The organism is Streptomyces sp. NPDC054975 (assembly GCF_053609105.1).
In genome coordinates, this window is sequence record NZ_JBSGWV010000005.1 from 225,555 (window position 1) to 241,430 (window position 15,876).

11 protein-coding genes and 1 pseudogene are annotated in these 15,876 nt (G+C 71.8%); 4 read left to right on the forward strand and 8 right to left on the reverse strand.

All coding sequences use genetic code 11. The annotated features are described in order from the left end of the window. Positions 1 to 4 precede the first annotated feature (4 nt). Positions 5 to 709, reverse strand: a complete 705-nt coding sequence (cpaB, locus tag ACWF79_RS09025; protein WP_453727384.1) for a Flp pilus assembly protein CpaB — start codon at positions 707 to 709, stop codon at positions 5 to 7. Between the two features lie 354 nt (positions 710 to 1,063). Beyond that, positions 1,064 to 1,882: pseudogene (locus tag ACWF79_RS09030) on the reverse strand (hypothetical protein); the annotation flags it as partial. Between the two features lie 423 nt (positions 1,883 to 2,305). Between ACWF79_RS09030 and ACWF79_RS09035 the strand changes: the two are divergent. After that, the gene (locus ACWF79_RS09035) at positions 2,306 to 4,006 is read left to right on the forward strand and encodes a chitinase (protein WP_453727385.1); all 1,701 of its coding nucleotides are present in this window, start codon (positions 2,306 to 2,308) and stop codon (positions 4,004 to 4,006) included. A 166-nt stretch (positions 4,007 to 4,172) separates the two neighbouring features. Here ACWF79_RS09035 and ACWF79_RS09040 read toward each other — a convergent pair whose 3' ends face one another. Continuing rightward, positions 4,173 to 5,456: an Nramp family divalent metal transporter gene (locus ACWF79_RS09040; RefSeq protein WP_453727386.1), complete on the reverse strand. Its 1,284-nt coding sequence runs from the start codon at positions 5,454 to 5,456 to the stop codon at positions 4,173 to 4,175. Between the two features lie 199 nt (positions 5,457 to 5,655). On the opposite strand from ACWF79_RS09040, the gene ACWF79_RS09045 reads away from it, so the two are divergent. Beyond that, a complete protein-coding gene (locus ACWF79_RS09045; protein WP_453727387.1) occupies positions 5,656 to 6,993 on the forward strand; it encodes a M14 family metallopeptidase in 1,338 nt (445 codons plus the stop codon). A gap of 85 nt (positions 6,994 to 7,078) precedes the next feature. On the opposite strand, the gene ACWF79_RS09050 is transcribed toward ACWF79_RS09045, so the two are convergent. From ACWF79_RS09050 to ACWF79_RS09065, 4 genes are all read right to left on the reverse strand, one after another. Beyond that, positions 7,079 to 8,548 carry a GntP family permease gene (locus ACWF79_RS09050; protein ID WP_453727388.1) on the reverse strand — a complete coding sequence of 490 codons (1,470 nt, stop codon included), beginning with the start codon at positions 8,546 to 8,548 and terminating at the stop codon, positions 7,079 to 7,081. A 296-nt stretch (positions 8,549 to 8,844) separates the two neighbouring features. After that, a complete protein-coding gene (locus ACWF79_RS09055) occupies positions 8,845 to 9,255 on the reverse strand; it encodes a RidA family protein (RefSeq protein ID WP_453727389.1) in 411 nt (136 codons plus the stop codon). Further along, positions 9,252 to 10,013 carry an IclR family transcriptional regulator gene (locus ACWF79_RS09060; RefSeq protein WP_453727390.1) on the reverse strand — a complete coding sequence of 254 codons (762 nt, stop codon included), beginning with the start codon at positions 10,011 to 10,013 and terminating at the stop codon, positions 9,252 to 9,254. Before ACWF79_RS09060 ends, ACWF79_RS09055 begins: the two co-directional genes overlap by 4 nt. Then, positions 10,010 to 11,221, reverse strand: a complete 1,212-nt coding sequence (locus ACWF79_RS09065) for a sugar kinase (RefSeq protein WP_453727391.1) — start codon at positions 11,219 to 11,221, stop codon at positions 10,010 to 10,012. The genes ACWF79_RS09060 and ACWF79_RS09065 overlap by 4 nt, the downstream gene beginning before the upstream one ends. A gap of 130 nt (positions 11,222 to 11,351) precedes the next feature. Here ACWF79_RS09065 and ACWF79_RS09070 point away from each other — a divergent pair, with 130 nt between their 5' ends. Beyond that, complete coding sequence (locus ACWF79_RS09070) at positions 11,352 to 12,650, forward strand: amino acid deaminase (RefSeq protein ID WP_453727392.1); 1,299 nt, start codon at positions 11,352 to 11,354, stop codon at positions 12,648 to 12,650. Between the two features lie 14 nt (positions 12,651 to 12,664). Beyond that, a complete protein-coding gene (locus ACWF79_RS09075; protein WP_453727393.1) occupies positions 12,665 to 14,284 on the forward strand; it encodes an N-acyl-D-amino-acid deacylase family protein in 1,620 nt (539 codons plus the stop codon). Positions 14,285 to 14,434: 150 nt separating this feature from the next. On the opposite strand, the gene mptB is transcribed toward ACWF79_RS09075, so the two are convergent. Beyond that, entirely contained in the window at positions 14,435 to 15,871 is a 1,437-nt protein-coding gene (mptB, locus tag ACWF79_RS09080) for a polyprenol phosphomannose-dependent alpha 1,6 mannosyltransferase MptB (RefSeq protein ID WP_453727394.1), read from the reverse strand. Positions 15,872 to 15,876: the final 5 nt, after the last annotated feature.

Genomic DNA, 15,876 nt, shown 5'->3' on the forward strand with positions numbered 1-15,876 from the left:
GGCCTCACTTGTCCTTGTCGAGCGTGTAGGTGCGGTCGTCGGGGGTGAGGGTGGGCTCGCTGCCGGGGGCGACGAGGGCCAGCCGTACGTGCTCGGCGAAGGACTCGGCGTAGGCGACGCGCTGGGTGTCGAGCGTGGAGAGCGCGAAGGTGATCGGGACGGCTTCGGTGGGGCCGTTCCTGCGGTCGGTGGTGTCGGAGATCGGGGTGAGCTTGCCGACGTCGAGGACGCGGGCGTTGCTGACGATGACCTTGGACTGGGCGGCCTTGCCGCCCTTCTCGCCGGCGAACGTGGCGTAGATGTTGACCGTGGCACCGGCCGTGATCTTGCCCGCGACGCCCGTGGCGGCGTCGATCATGATGGCGATCTCCTGCTGGCCGGGCTGGAGCGCGGGCCGCTTGACGATCATGTCCGACTGGAGGAGGGAGCCCGCTTCGAGCGTGGTGACGGCGATCTTCCCGCTGATCTGGTCGAGGTCGGTGACGGCGGTGTTCGAGAGCCAGCGCTTCGGCATCGAGATCGCCTCGAACTGCCGCTCCTGCAGCGGGGTGTAGGGGGCCACCTTCTCCTTCACCCGGTACGCGGTCACCTCGGGCCCGACCTTGGAGTTCACGTCGTCGATCACGGAGAGGACGCCGGCGAACGCGCCGAGGGCGCACAGGACGGACAGCAGCAACAGGATGACGCCACGACGCTGGCGGGAGTTCATGGCCGGACAACCTCGATCGGGGGTACGTGTGGCTCAGCGGACGGGGAACGTGGCGGAGGGGGCGACGGGGGAGGCAGCAGGTGGTGGGGTGAGCGCTCGTGGCTGTCGTGCGGAGGCGGTGGGCAGCTCGGCCTGCGGGGCGGAGTACGAGGCGGGCGGCGGGGCGGAGTACGAGGCGGGCGGCGGGGCGGAGTCCGAGGCGGGCGGCGGGGCGGAGTGCGAGGCGGGCGGCGGAGCGGGCTGCGAGACGGGCGGCGGGGCGGACTGCCGGGCGGTCTGCGAGGTGCTCCCCAGCGCCGGGCGTGAGGCCGTCGACGCGGCGGCCGAGGAAAGGGCGGTCCGGACGGCCGTCGGCGCGACCCACGGGGCGGAGCAGAAGCCGCAGCGGTCGCCGATGAGTTCCATCCGGCACCAGTGGCAGGTCTCGCGCCGTACGGAGGCGACCAGCCGGTGGAGTACGGCGATGTCGGGGAGGTACGCGGTGAATTCCACCAGTCGTCCGGTCCCCCACCAGCGGGGTGACTCGGCGGGCAGTGGCGCCTCGTGGACGGCCTGGACCTGCCAGGTCGGGGCGAGGGTGGCGGTGGGCCAGTCGGTCTGCAACTGGCCTCTGGCGAGGACGAGCTGGGTGGCGAACTCGGGGCCCGCGGGCGGGGGGACGCCTTGTCCGATCCGGACGAGCTGCGGGGTGGGCCCGGCGAGCACGGCGAACTGGGCGCCGGGGAGCCAGCTCTTGACGTGGGACTTCAGGCCGACGGGTACGCGGTCCAGCTTGGCGACGGAGCCGAGGACGGCTCCGGCGTAGATGTAGTGGGCGAGCAGCCGGGCCGCGGAGGCGACGACGCCGGGGCTGAAGTCGCAGGCGGAGAGCTGTCGCAGCTGCCGGGCGAGGACGGCGGTGCCCAGCGGCGGGAGGTCGGTCTTGACCAGGGCGATCCGGTCGCTCTCCAGGAGGGAGCGGATGGCGTGCAGCCGCCGTTCCGCGGGCTTCGGCAGGGAGGTCGGGCAGAGGACGATCACATGGCCGTAGCGGTCGAGGAGGAGCTGGAGGTCGGCCACCGCGGAGGCGAGAGGCTGGGTCTCGGGGGCGGGCAGGACGGCGGCGGTGGGTGTCTGCTGGTCGGTCGGTGGCAGCACCAGGTCGGCACTGGTGACCGCGATCGCTGTCGGCACGTCGGGCTCCCCGTCCCCATGTCCCCATGACTCACTGCGTTCACTGCGTTACTGCACTGCGCGATGCTGTGCACTTTATCCACGACCCGCGGGGTGGTGAACACACAATCCGCCAAGCACAACGAGAAATCTGGGCCCGCGTGGGTCTTGCGATGAGCCTGCTGCCGGACCTCCCCCTGGGCCCCTCCTCCGGACCTCGCCCCGGGTCTCCCCCGAGCCTCCCCATGGGCCCGCTCGTGGACCCACTCATGGGCCCGCTCGTAGGCCCGCCGTAGAGCCTGGGGCCTACGCGCCCAACTCCCCTTCCTCGCCAGAGGTCTTGACAACTCGATTGGTCTGGACCAGCTTGTTCCCCCAGCGGTGGCCACCGTTCCCGACCCCTCTCCTCCCCCTCCCTCCCAACTCCCCCACCGGAGGCAGCAAGTGGACCGCACCACCACACGCTCCCGCAGATGGATCGGCGGCGCCCTCGCGCTCGCCGTCGGCTCCGGGCTCGTCCTCGTCGGCGGCGCCGGCACCGCCCAGGCCGCGAACGTCAACGTCGCCAGGAACGCGGGCTTCGAGTCCGGCCTGGCCAACTGGACCTGCACGGCGGGAAGCGGCGCCGCCGTCTCCTCGCCCGTACGGACCGGGGCAGGCGCCCTCAAGGCGAGCCCGGCGGGCCAGCACAACGCCCGCTGCAGCCAGGTCGTCACCGTCAAGCCCAGCTCGACGTACACGCTGAGCGCCTGGGTGCAGGGCGGGTACGCCTACCTCGGCGCCACCGGCACCGGGACCACCGACGTCTCCACCTGGACGCCCGACAGCTCCTCCTGGAAACAGCTGACCACCAGCTTCACCACGGGCGCGAGCACCACCTCGGTGACCGTCTACACCCACGGCTGGTACGGCCAGGCCGCGTACCACGTCGACGACGTCTCCGTCTTCGGCCCCGACGGCGGCGGCACCCCCGACCCCGACCCGGTCGTCCCGTCCACCCCGGCCGGTCTCGCCGCCGGTACGGTCACGTCGTCCTCGGTCGCCCTGAGCTGGAACGCCGTCTCCGGCGCCACCGGCTACAAGGTGTACCGCGACGGGGCCCTCGCGCAGACCGTCTCCGGCACGTCCGCGACCGTGACGGGCCTCGCGGCCAACACGACGTACCAGTTCCAGGTCGCCGCGACCAACGCGGCGGGCGAGTCCGCGAAGTCGACGGCCGTCTCGGCGCGCACCAGCACCACCGACCCGGGCCCCGGCCCGTCCGTCCCGAAGCACGCCCTGACCGGCTACTGGCAGAACTTCAACAACGGGGCGACCGTCCAGAAGCTGCGCGACGTCCAGGCGCAGTACGACATCATCGCCGTCTCCTTCGCCGACTCGACGGCCACGCCCGGCCAGATCGTCTTCAACCTCGACCCGGCCGTCGGCTACGCCTCCGTCGCCGACTTCAAGGCCGACGTCGCCGCGAAGAAGGCCGCGGGCAAGTCGGTCATCATCTCGGTCGGCGGCGAGAAGGGGAACGTCACGATCAACAGTGACGCCTCCGCGACCGCCTTCGCCAACAGCGCGTACGCCCTGATGCAGGAGTACGGCTTCAACGGGGTCGACATCGACCTGGAGCACGGCATCAACTCCACGTACCTGACGAAGGCGCTGCGCCAGCTCTCCGCGAAGGCCGGTTCCTCGATGGTCCTGACGATGGCCCCGCAGACCATCGACATGCAGAACACCGGCACCGAGTACTTCAAGACCGCGCTCGCCGTGAAGGACATCCTCACGGTCGTCAACATGCAGTACTACAACAGCGGGTCGATGCTGGGCTGTGACGGCAAGGTGTACAGCCAGGGGTCGGTGGACTTCCTCACCGCGCTCGCCTGCATCCAGCTCCAGGGCGGACTCGACGCCTCCCAGGTCGGCCTCGGTGTGCCGGCCTCGACCCGGGGCGCGGGCAGCGGCTACGTCGACCCGTCGATCGTGAAGAACGCGCTCGACTGTCTGGCCCGCGGCACGAACTGCGGCTCCTTCAAGCCCTCGCAGACCTGGCCGAACCTGCGGGGCGCGATGACCTGGTCGACCAACTGGGACGCGACGGCCGGCAACGCCTGGTCCAACGCGGTCGGCCCGCACGTCCACAACCTGCCGTAACCGGTAGACCGCGCACCCGCCGCACCCACCACCCGCCACACCCGCCTCACCCGCCACACCCGCCGCGCCACCACACGCGCAGCAACGCCCTACCCGCCACACCCGCAGCGCCGTCGCTTCCCCGCGACGGCGCTGCGCCGTGTCTCAGGCGGGCGAGGGCCGCGGCCTACCAGGGCAGGTCGCGCACCTGCTCGACGCAGAGCACCACGAAGAGCAGTCCGGCCGCGCCCAGCATCAGGTTGCTGATCGGGCCGTTGCGCCATTCGGCGGGGGTGCGGGAGGAGTTGAGGAGCCGTATCAGGGTGAGCGCCAGGAACGGCATGAAGAACGCGCCGATGACGCCGTAGACGATGACCAGGCCGAACGGCTGGTCCAGGAAGAGCAGGGCGATCGGCGGGAACGTCAGCCAGAGCAGGTACGCGCGGAACGGCAGCGACCGGTCGCGGGGGGTGCCCTCGGGGACGAGGGTGGGCCGGTAGTGCGCGACGAAGTCGGCGAACATCAGGCTGACGCCGTGCCACACCCCGATGAGGGAGGTGAAGGAGGTGGCGAAGAAGCCGACGAGGAAGAGCTTGGCGGTGGCGTTGCCGTACCGCTCGGAAAGGACGCCGCCGAGGTCGAGCAGGCCCTTGTCGCCCTTGGCGAGGGCGACGCCGGAGGAGTGCAGGAGTTCGGCGCCGACGAAGAGCATCGCGACGACGAAGATTCCGGTGGTGAGGTAGGCGACGCGGTTGTCGAGCCGCATGACCTTCATCCAGCCGGTGTCCCGCCAGCCCTTGGCGTTGACCCAGTAGCCGTACGCGGCCAGGGTGATGGTGCCGCCGACGCCGCCGATCAGGCCGAGGGTGTAGACGAGGGAGCCGTCGGGGAGCACCGGGACGAGGCCGGCGAGGGCCTCGCCGAGGTTCGGCGTGACGCGGATCGCGAGGTAGACGGTGACGACGAACATGACGCCGACGAGGACGGTCATGACCTTCTCGAAGACGGCGTACCGGTTGAACCAGACGAAGACCAGGCCGACCAGGCCGCACAGCACGGCCCAGACCTTGAGGTCCATGACGTCGGGGAAGAGCGCGCCGAGCGGCAGCGCGCTGGAGGACATGGCGGCCGCGCCGTAGACGAAGCCCCAGACGACGACGTAGCCGACGAAGTAGACCGTGGTCCAGGCGCCGAGGCTGCGCCAGCCGTCGAAGAGGGTGCGGCCGGTGGCGAGGTGCCAGCGGCCTGCGGCCTCGGCGAGGGAGATCTTGACGATGCATCCGATGACGGCGGCCCAGAGCAGGGTGTAGCCGAACTTCGAGCCCGCGATCAGGGTCGCGACGAGGTCTCCGGCGCCGACGCCGGTGGCGGCGACGACGATGCCGGGGCCGATGTAGCGCCAGGAGGACTTGCGCGGGGCGGTGGTCGCCCTGCCGTCTCCCGCACCCTCCTCTTGAGCGATCTCCGCCATGTCTGTCCGCCTTTCACCGTTCGTCCGCTGTCCGATGTGATCTCCTGGGGAACCCGGTCACCCAAGCGGCTACGGCGCGTCGGCGCAAGAGGGCGTGACCGAACCGCCCTCTTGACCCGTTCATGCCATAGCCGGACGATGTGCCCGGACACCCCGCACAGCTTGTCGCACCCCCCACACTCCCCACCCAGGAGACAGCATGCGACTTCGAACCCGCGGCAGAAGGTCCGCCGCTCTCGCGGCCCTTCTGGCGCTCGCCCTCGCGGCGCCCCTCTCCCTCGGCGCCCAGCAGGCCGGGGCCGACTCCGAACCGACCGCCGCCACCGAGGAAGTGATCCGCCAGTACGAGATCCACGGCCCGTCCACCGTCGCCGAACGCACCGCGCTCGCCGCCACCGGAGTCTCGATCGACGAGGCCGACGACCACAGCGTCGTCGTCAGCGCCAACTCCGCGCAGCTGCGCAAGCTCCGCGCCCTCGGCCACCGCCCGGAGGCGCTGCCCGCGCCGCCGGACCGGTCGGCCAAGGGCGTGGGCGTCGAACCCTTCGACTTCCCCTCCGCCGACTCGAAGTACCACAACTTCGCCGAGATGACGGCGGAGATCGACCAGCGCATCGCCCAGTACCCGAACCTCATGAACAAGCGGGTCATCGGCAAGACGTACCAGGGCCGGGACATCGTCGCGGTCAAGATCAGCGACAACGTGGGCACCGACGAGGCCGAGCCCGAGGTCCTCTTCACCCACCACCAGCACGCGCGCGAGCACCTCACCGTCGAGATGGCGCTGTACCTGCTGCGCGAACTCGGCGCGGGCTACGGCTCCGACAGCCGTGTCACGAACATGGTGAACAACCGCGAGATCTGGATCGTGCCGGACCTCAACCCGGACGGCGGCGAGTACGACATCGCCTCCGGCTCCTACCGCAGCTGGCGCAAGAACCGCCAGCCGAACGCCGGCTCCACGTACGTCGGTACGGACATGAACCGGAACTGGGACTACAAGTGGGGCTGCTGCGGCGGCTCCTCCGGCTCCAAGAGCTCGGAGACCTACCGGGGCACGGCCCCCGAGTCGGCCCCCGAGGTGAAGGTCGTCGCCGACTTCGTCCGCTCGCGCGTGGTGGGCGGCAAGCAGCAGATCAAGGCCGGCATCGACTTCCACACGTACAGCGAACTGGTGCTCTGGCCGTTCGGCTACACCACGGCGAACACCGCGCCGGGCATGACCCAGGACGACCGGGACGCGTTCGCGACGGTCGGCGGCAAGATGGCGTCGAGCAACGGCTACACCCCGGAGCAGTCCAGCGACCTGTACATCACGGACGGGTCGATCGACGACTGGCTGTGGGGCTCGCAGAGGATCTTCGGCTACACGTTCGAGATGTATCCGGCCTCGTCCTGGAACGGCGGCTTCTACCCGCCCGACGAGGTGATCGAGCGCGAGACGAGCCGCAACAGGGACGCCGTCCTGCAGCTGCTGGAGAACGCCGACTGCATGTACCGCTCGATCGGCAAGCAGGCGCAGTACTGCACGAGCTGACGGTACGTACGGTCGTAGGGTCGTAGGTCGTGCGAGGAGGGCGCCCCGGGCTCCGGGGCGCCCTCCTCCTCGCCGTCCGGGGGGGCTAGACGACGAGGCTGAGCGCGGCGGCGACGGCGAAACCGGCCAGGGAGAGGACGGACTCCAGGACGGTCCAGGACTTCAGCGTGTCCCGCTCGGAGATGCCGAAGTACTTCGACACGATCCAGAAGCCGCCGTCGTTGACGTGCGAGGCGAAGATCGAGCCGGCCGAGATCGCCATGATGACCAGGGCGAGGAAGGCCTGCGAGTGGTCGCCGCCCTCGACCAGCGGCAGGACGATGCCGGCGGTGGTGACGATCGCGACCGTCGCCGAGCCCTGGGCGACGCGCAGGACGAGCGAGATCAGGTAGGCGAGGACGATCACCGGCAGGCCGACGTCGTTGAAGGTGTCGGAGAGGGCCTGCGCGACACCGCTCGCCTTGAGGATCGCGCCGAAGACACCGCCGGCGCCGACCACGAGCAGGATGTTGCCGACGGGCTTCAGGGACGAGGTGGAGACCTGCTCAAGGGACTTGCGGGACCAGCCGCGCCGGATGCCGAGCAGGTAGTACGCGAGGACCAGGGCGATCGTCAGGGCGACGAACGGGTTGCCGAAGAACTCGATCACGGAGCGCAGGGTCGACTCCTCCAGCGCGATGGAGGAGAAGGTCGCGGCGAGGATGAGGACCAGCGGTGTACCGATGATGGCGAGCACGGTGGCGAGGGAGACCGGGGCCTCGGAGGCAGAGCCCTCCTTGCGCTCGGCGACCACCTTCGCGCGGGCCTCCTCGGCGGCCTCCACCATGTCCTGCGGGACCTCGACGAAGAGGCGCTTGCCGATCCAGGCCGCGTAGGCCCAGGCGGCGAGGACGGCGGGGATGCCGACGACGATGCCCATGAGGATGACCCAGCCGAGCGAGACGTGGAGCAGTCCGGCGGCGGCGACCGGGCCGGGGTGCGGCGGCAGGAAGGCGTGGGTCATCGACAGACCCGCGAGCAGCGGCATGCAGTAGAGCAGGATCGACCTGCCGGAGCGCTTGGCGGCGGCGTAGACGATCGGCGCGAGGACGAAGATGCCGACGTCGAAGAAGACGGGGATGCCGAAGATCAGGCCGGTGAGGCCCATCGCGAGCGGCGCGCGCTTCTCTCCGAACAGCCCGAGGAGACGGGAGGAGAGCACCTCGGCGCCGCCGGAGACCTCGAGTATCGCGCCGAGCATGGTGCCCAGGCCGATGATGATCGCGACATGGCCGAGGATGCCGCCCATGCCGGTCTCGATGACCGAGGTGGCGGCGGACTTCTGGACGGTGCCGAAGAGTTCGGTGACGGAGAGTCCGGCGGCGAGGCCGACGCCGATGGAGACGGCGAGCAGCGCGACGAAGGGCTGCAGCCGGACCTTGATGATCAGGACGAGGAGCAGGGCGATACCGAGGGCGGCGACGGTGAGCAGCCCGGCGGTGCCGGGGATGAGGAGGAGCAGTCCTCCGGTGTGGGGTGGCGCCTCGGCGGCGGGGGGTGCGGCGGCGAGCAGCATGGCGGGGGCCTCGTTTTTGGGTAGGGGGGAGCGCGGCACGGCGCCCCGGGGGCGGACGCCGTGCCGTGAAGCGGCGAAATCAGGAAGATCAGCTCAGGTTCTGGCTCTGGCTCGGGCTCTGGGTCGAGCGCTTGCTCCGGCTCTGGCGCGGGCTCTGGCTCTGGCCCTGGTTCTGGCCCTGGCCCTGGCCCTGGTTCTGGCTCGGGCTCTGGGTCGAGCGCTTGCTCCGGCTCTGGCGCGGGCTCTGGCCCTGGTTCTGGCCCTGGTTCTGGCCCGGGTTCTGGCTCGGGCTCGGCTCAGCCGAGGACCGCGAGCGCGTCGATCTCGATGAGGAGACCCTTGGGGAGGCCGACGTAGACCGTCGTACGGGCCGAGGCGGGGGCCTTGAGGCCCTGCTCCTCGAAGTAGGCGTTGTAGATCTCGTTCATCTCGGCGAAGTGGTCGACGTCCGTGAGGTAGACACGCATCATCATCACGTCGTCCCAGCGCGCGCCGCCCTCCTCCAGGATCGCCTTGACGTTGGCGAAGGTCTGGAGGGTCTGCTCGCGCAGGGTGGGGCCCGCGGGCGTCGGCGGCTGCCCCTCCACGGCGGGCAGGAAGCCGACCTGGCCGGCGACCTGGAGGATGTTGCCCTTCTTGACGCCGTGCGAGAACTTCGCGGGCGGGGCGGTGTGGGTGGCGGGGGTGAGCGCGATCTTCTCGGTCATGTCCGGTCCTTGGTAGGGGTGTTGCCTGAGTAGTCCCGGCTGATGGCGTCGGCGGTGCGGCGCACCAGCGGGAGCAGGGTGAGGAGTTCCTCGGCGGTCACGACCACATTGGGCGCCGAGACCGACATGGCGGCGACGACACGGCCGTCGGCGCCGCGGATGGGCGCTCCGACGCAGTTGATGGACTCCTCGTGGCCACCGAGGTCGGTGGCCCAGCCCTGTTCGCGCACGGTCGCCAGCTCCTTGAGGAACGCGGCGGCGTTGGGGGTCGAACGGGGCGTGTACAGGGGGTAGTCGAGCTTGGCGGCGAGGGCGCGCCGTTCGGGCTCGGGGAGGTCGGCGAGCAGCAGCTTGGCGACGGCGGCGACGGTGATCGCGACGGGTTTGCCGATACGGGAGTACATCCGGACCGGGTAGCGGCTCTCGACCTTGTCGATGTAGAGCACCTCGCCGTCCTCGTACACGGCGAGGTGGATGGTGTGCCCGATCTGCTCGCCGAGCGCCGCGAGATGGGGATGGGCGATCTCGCGGATGTCGAGGTTCTCGACGGCTTCCTGCGCGAGGGCGAAGAGGCGGGCGCCGAGGCGGTAGCGCTGGTCCTGCTGGCGGTAGACGAGTCCGTGCTCGTGCAGGGTGCGGAGCAGCCGCAGGGCGGTGGACTTGTGCACGCCGAGCCGGTCGGCGACCTGCCCGAGGTCGGCGGGCCCCTGGGCGAGCAGCGGCAGGATGCTCAGCGCGCGGTCGACGGTCTGGCTCATGGCGTACGTACCTCCTGGTCCTCCCCGGTCCGCGTCCAGCCGGGTCCGAGGTGCAGTCTCCCCCAGCCCTCCTCGTCGAGAGCGACGAGCCGGTCGGCGTGGTCCCGGGCGGGCGGCGCGGCGAGGTCTCCGTGGACGGTGAGGGCGGCGGCGGCGGCCAGATGCCCGTGCCGGATACGTTCCCGCGCGTCCAGCCCGCGAAGGGTCCCGGACAGGAACCCGGCGGCGAACGCGTCCCCGGCCCCGACGGCCGCGACGACGTCGACGCGGGGGGCGGGGACGGTGGTGGCGGTGTCGGGGGTGGTGGTGTCGGGTGCCTCCGCATGGGGGCCGCCGAGCGGGGCCATGTCCTCACACGCCGGGCGGGCTGAGGATTCAGCCCCGTCGGCGTTCGAGGCGCGCGGGTCCGGGGGCGGAGCCCCCGGTTCGGGAAGGGGCGGGGTGGGGAAGGAAGCCGCGCAGCGCTCGAAGGCGACCGCGCCCGCCGCCCCCCGCTTCACCACCAGCACGGCCGGCTCCGGGAGCACACTCCGAATCGCCTCCGGCCCCACGACCCCCCACGCCTCCTCCGCCTCGTCCTCCCCCACGAACACCAGATCCGCCCCCCGAGCCAGCTCGAGCAGCACCCGGCCCCCGGCCACCCCGTCCCTCCAAAGCCCCGCCCGGAAGTTCACGTCGAACGACACCAGCGGTCGGCCCACCCGCGGCGCGGTCAGCGCGCGCATCAGCTCCAGGCAGTCGTCCGACAGGGCCGCGGTGATCCCGGACAGGTGCAGGACCCGCCCGTCCGAGACGTCGCCCCACGCCACCGTCACCGGCGACATCGCCGACGCCGCCGACCCGGCCCGGTAGTACGCGACCTCGTGCGCCGAGGTCGCCCGGTCCGTGGCGGTACGGAAGTAGATCCCGGTCGGCCGCACGGCATCCCGGCCCACCCCCGACACGTCGACCCCGTACGCCCCGATCGCCTCCACCAGGTGGTCGCCGAAGCCGTCCGCGCCGACCCGGCTCACCCACTTCGCGCGGTGGCCCGCCGAAGCGAGCACGCAGGCCACGTTGGACTCGGCGCCGCCGATCGCGCGGGCGAAGGACGGCACGTCGGCGAGGCGGCCGGGCCGGGAGGGCAGGAAGGTGACCATGGACTCGCCGAGGCAGACGACGTCCACGGGTGGCGCGTCCACGGTCGGGTGGTCTCCGGTCACGGTCACCTGCGGGCTCCTCGTCGATCATGGGGGTCCATTGACCCGGCGTTGGCCCGGATGTTAGACACCAGTAAGCGATATGCGCAATGACCGTTGCAGATACTGCAACGCACTGATGCGACGCCTGGAGGAACCCATGCAGCAGCCGCACCCCGCCCCCGCCCAGCGCACCCAGCAGCTCGCGGAGGAGCGCGTCGACCACCGCTTCAAGGCCCTGCCGCCCGACGCCGAGGGCCTGACGGTCGGCGAGCTGGCCGCCCAGCGCCGCAACCTCTTCACCGGCGGCTTCACCACCCCCGTCCTCGCCCTCTCCGCCGAGTCCGTCGAGCACAACCTGCGCCTCCTGGAGAGCTACGCCGAGCGCCACGGCCTCGCCTTCGCCCCGCACGGCAAGACCTCCATGGCCCCGCAGCTCTTCGACCGCCAGCTGGAGCACGGCGCCTGGGGCATCACCGCCGCCGTCCCGCACCAGGCCCGCGTCTACCGCGCGCACGGCATCGCGCGGATCTTCCTCGCCAACGAGCTCGTCGACGCACCGGCCCTGCGCTGGCTCGCCGCCGAGCTCGACGCCGACCCCGGCTTCCGCTTCCTCTGCTACGTCGACTCGGTCCGTGGCGTCGAGCTCATGGACGCGGCCCTCACCGACGCCGGCGCCGTCCGCCCCGTGGACGTCGTCGTCGAGCTCGGCGCCGGCGAGGGAGCCCGTACCGGAGCCCGTACGGAGGCCGACTGCGCCGCCGTCGCCGACGCGGTCGCCGCGACGAGCACCCTGCGCCTGGCCGGCGTGGCGGGCTACGAGGGCGAGGTCCCGCAGGCGGACACCGACCGCGTCCACGCCTGGCTGCGCCGGCTGACGGCCCTGGCCGCCGACTTCGACAAGGCGGGCCGCTTCTCCCCCGAGCTCGACGAGATCGTCATCAGCGCGGGCGGCAGCGCCTGGTTCGACGCCGTCGCCGACGTCTTCGCGGAGATCCCCGAACTCTCCCTCCCCGTCCTCAAGTTGCTCCGCTCCGGCGCGTACGTCTCGCACGACGACGGTCACTACCGCCGCCTCACCCCCTTCAACCGCGTCACCGAAGAGGGCGCGCTGCAGCCCGCGTTCCGCCTCTGGGCTCAGGTCGTCTCCCGTCCGAGCCCCGAGCAGGCCTTCACCAACGCGGGCAAGCGGGACGCCGCGTACGACCTGGACCTCCCGGAGGCGCAGGTCGTACGGGACGCCCGCACCGGCGCGCAACGCCCCGCCACCGGCATCACGGTCACCGGCCTCTCCGACCAGCACGGCTGGGTCCGCACCGAGCCGGGCGCGGAGATCGAGGTCGGAGACTGGCTAGGCATGGGCCTCTCCCACCCCTGCACGTCCTTCGACAAGTGGCAGCTGATCCCGCTGGTCGAGGCGGACGGCACGGTCGTCGACTACATCCGTACGTTCTTCTAGAGGAGCCGGTCACCATGGACCTCGTCATCCGCGACGTGGACGTCGTCGACGGCTCCGGCGGACAGTCGTACCGCGCCGACGTCGCCGTCGACGGCGGCCGCATCGCCGCCATCGTCAAGGAGGGCGCGGCGGCGGGCTGCCAGCGCCCCACCGCCCGGCGTGTCCTGGACGCCGAAGGCCTCGCCCTGTCCCCCGGCTTCATCGACATGCACGCGCACTCCGACCTCGCGCTGCTGCGCGACCCGGAACACACCGCGAAGGTCGCCCAGGGCGTGACCATCGAAGTGCTGGGCCAGGACGGCCTCTCGTACGCCCCGGTCGACGACCGCACACTCGCGGAGGTCCGCCGGGCGATCACCGGCTGGAACGGCGGTGCGCCCGGAGACACGACCGTCGACTTCGACTGGCGCACGGTCGGCGAGTACCTGGACCGCCTGGACCGGGGCATCGCGGTCAACGCGGCGTACCTGATCCCGCAGGGCACGGTCCGGATGTACGCGGTCGGCTGGGACGACCGCCCCGCCACCGTGGCGGAGCTGAACCGGATGCGGCAACTGGTGGCCGAGGGCATGGAGCAGGGCGCGGTGGGCATGTCCTCGGGCCTGACGTACACGCCCGGCATGTACGCGAAGGACGCCGAACTGACCGAGCTCTGCAAGGTCGTGGCCCGGTACGGCGGCTACTACTGCCCGCACCACCGCTCGTACGGCGCCGGTGCGCTCCAGGCGTACGAGGAGATGGTCACCCTCGCCCGGGAGGCGGGGTGCGCGCTGCACCTGGCGCACGCGACGATGAACTTCGGCGTGAACAAGGGCAAGGCCCCCGACCTGCTGGCCCTTCTCGACGGGGCCCTGGCGGAGGGCGCGGACATCACCCTGGACACGTACCCCTACACGCCGGGCTGTACGACGCTGGTCGCGGTGCTGCCGAGCTGGGCGGCGGAGGGCGGCCCTGAGGCGCTGCTGGCGCGCCTGAAGGACGAGGAGACCGCCGAACGCATCCGCCACCACCTGGAGGAGATCGGCTCGGACGGCTGCCACGGGGTGCCGATCGAGTGGGAGACGATCGAGATCTCGGGGGTGAGCGACCCGGGGCTCGCGTCCTGCGTAGGAAAAACGATCGCCCGATCCGCGGAGATGCGCGGCGAGGCGCCCTGGGCGACGGCCCGGCGCCTCCTGATCGACGACAGGCTGGGCTCGACGATCCTCCAGCACGTCGGCCATGAGGAGAACGTCCGCACGATCATGCGCCACCGCGTGCACACGGGCGGCTCGGACGGCATCCTCCAGGGCTTCAAGCCTCACCCGAGGGCGTACGGGACGTTCCCGCAGTACCTGGGGAAGTACGTCCGCGAGGAGGGCGTCCTCTCCCTGGAGGAGTGCGTGGCCCACCTGACCTCCCGCCCGGCGGCCCGCCTCCGCCTCCCGGACCGAGGCCTGGTCCGCGAGGGCTACGTGGCGGACCTGGTCCTCTTCGACCCGACGACGGTGGCGGCGGGCTCGACGTACGACGCCCCGCGCACCCTCCCGGTGGGCATCCCGCACGTCCTGATCGACGGCCGGTTCGTCATGGAGGACGGCCGGAGGACGGACGTCCTCGCAGGCCGATCCATCCGAAGGCCGCCCGCCCCCTGACCGGCGCGGGCCGGCGACCAGTCCCGCGCGGGGCAAGCACGTCCGGCCCGCCCCAGGCCCTGTGTGGGCAATCGTCCCGCAGGGCGATGGGGCCCCCTGCTCGAGCGAAGCCGCGAGCTTGGGGGAGGGCGGGCACACGGGACGGCGCCCTTACGGGCCCGTCCGCTCCACGTCCCTGTCCACCACGGGGCCGGTGCGCGGCCCAGGCCCCACCCACGGCTCCCGTCGCACCCACAGGAGGCCCAGCACCAGCACAACCCCCGCCGCCACGAACCCGTACCAGGGCGTGGACCCGGACGGCGCCGTCTCGTACACCAGCGCCGCCGAGACGACGGCGAGCACCTGCCCGACCAGCGTCCGCCACGCGACGGCCGCCACGACCACCACCCCCCACAGCAGGTACCAGGGCTGAACCATCGGCGACAGCGCCACCAACGCGACCAGCGACAACCCCAGCCCCAGCACCGGATCGATCCGCCCCCGCCACGCCCGCCACCCGAGCGCCAGAATGATCGCCCCCGCCGCGAGGAGCCCCAGCTTCTGCACGAGGCCCTTCACCGGGTCGGGGTCGTCCCCGAGCAGCAGGCCAAGCCCCAGCCCCACGTCGCTCGTCACCGACAACGCCGTGTGGATCGCCCCCGCCACGCTCTGCGTCCGCAGCCAGCCGAAGCCGGTCCCGGCCGCCACCGTCGCCACCACCGCGACCCCGGCGGCGACGAGGCCGGGCAGGACGAGGCCCTTGGCGACCCCGCGTGCCCCGCCCTCGCGGCGCGCGATCATCACCCCGACGAAGAGCAGCGCGACCGCCGCAGGCGACTTGATCATCACGGCGAGCCCCACCAGCACGCTGCCGAGCACCCACCGCCCCCGGCTCGCCAGGAGCACGCCGCTCAGCATGAGCCCGATCATCAGCCCGTCGTTGTGCGTCCCGCCGACGACATGGATCAGCAGCAGCGGGTTGAGGGCGGCCAGCCACACCGCCCCGCCGCCTCCCCCGAGCCCCCGCACCGCCCACACGACGAGAGCGAGCGCGGCGAGGGCGATCAGGCGCATTCCCACGACCGCCGGCACGATCTCCCCGCCGGTGAGCCGGACCACCGCCTGGGCGAGCACCAGGAAGACCGGCCCGTACGGCGCGGGGGTGTCCGTCCAGTGCCCGCCGACGCTCGCCGCCGCGTCCGCGCCGAGGTCGCCGGGGCCGAGCACGGACGGCCCTGCGCCGTACACGTCGTGCCCCTCCAGGACCATCGCGCCCTGCGCGACGTAGCTGTACACGTCGGCGCTGTACAGCGGCGGCGCCAGGACCAGCGGCGCCGACCACAGGCCCAGGGTGACGTGCACCCGCTCGCGCGCCTCGTCCACGCCCCGCGCGAGCAGCGTCCCGTACCGCAGCCACGCCACGACCAGCACCGTGAGCCCCAGATAGGCCAGGATCGCGCCCGCCACCGTCGTCGCCGTCCCCCGTGCGGCCCACAGGCCCCACGGTTCGCGTTCCGGCAGCGTCCCGGCCGCGTACCCGCCCACGGCGACGGCCAGCGCCCCGACCGCACCTGCCCACCGACAGCCGGCTGCACCCAAAACCCACATGAGGG